Annotated in this window: 1 rRNA gene; it reads left to right on the forward strand. The window is 55.4% G+C overall.

Features of this window, described 5'->3' with window-relative positions:
- Positions 1-535: ribosomal RNA gene (locus tag BUB51_RS00010) — 23S ribosomal RNA — on the forward strand; the annotation flags it as partial.
- Positions 536-558: the final 23 nt, after the last annotated feature.

The raw sequence follows: 558 nt of genomic DNA on the forward strand, positions 1-558 counted from the left end.
TCGAGCAGGAACGAAAGTTGGACTTAGTGATCCGGTGGTACCGAGTGGAAGGGCCATCGCTCAACGGATAAAAGCTACCCCGGGGATAACAGGCTTATCTCCCCCAAGAGTCCACATCGACGGGGAGGTTTGGCACCTCGATGTCGGCTCGTCTCATCCTGGGGCTGAAGTAGGTCCCAAGGGTTGGGCTGTTCGCCCATTAAAGAGGCACGCGAGCTGGGTTCAGAACGTCGTGAGACAGTTCGGTCCCTATCCGCCGTGGGCGTAGGAAATTTGAGAGGAGCTGTCCCTAGTACGAGAGGACCGGGATGGACAGACCGCTGGTGCACCAGTTGTTCCGCCAGGGGCACAGCTGGGTAGCCAAGTCTGGAAGGGATAAGCGCTGAAGGCATCTAAGCGCGAAGCCCCCCTCAAGATAAGATTTCCCATCCGCAAGGAGTAAGACCCCAGAAAGACTATCTGGTAGATAGGCCTGAGGTGTAAGGGCAGTAATGCCTTTAGCTGACAGGTACTAATAGGTCGAGGGCTTGACCAGAAAAAACGCTGTGCAGTTTTGAA

This window comes from Caloranaerobacter azorensis DSM 13643, from assembly GCF_900129995.1.
GTDB classification, from domain to species: Bacteria; Bacillota; Clostridia; order Tissierellales; family Thermohalobacteraceae; genus Caloranaerobacter; species Caloranaerobacter azorensis.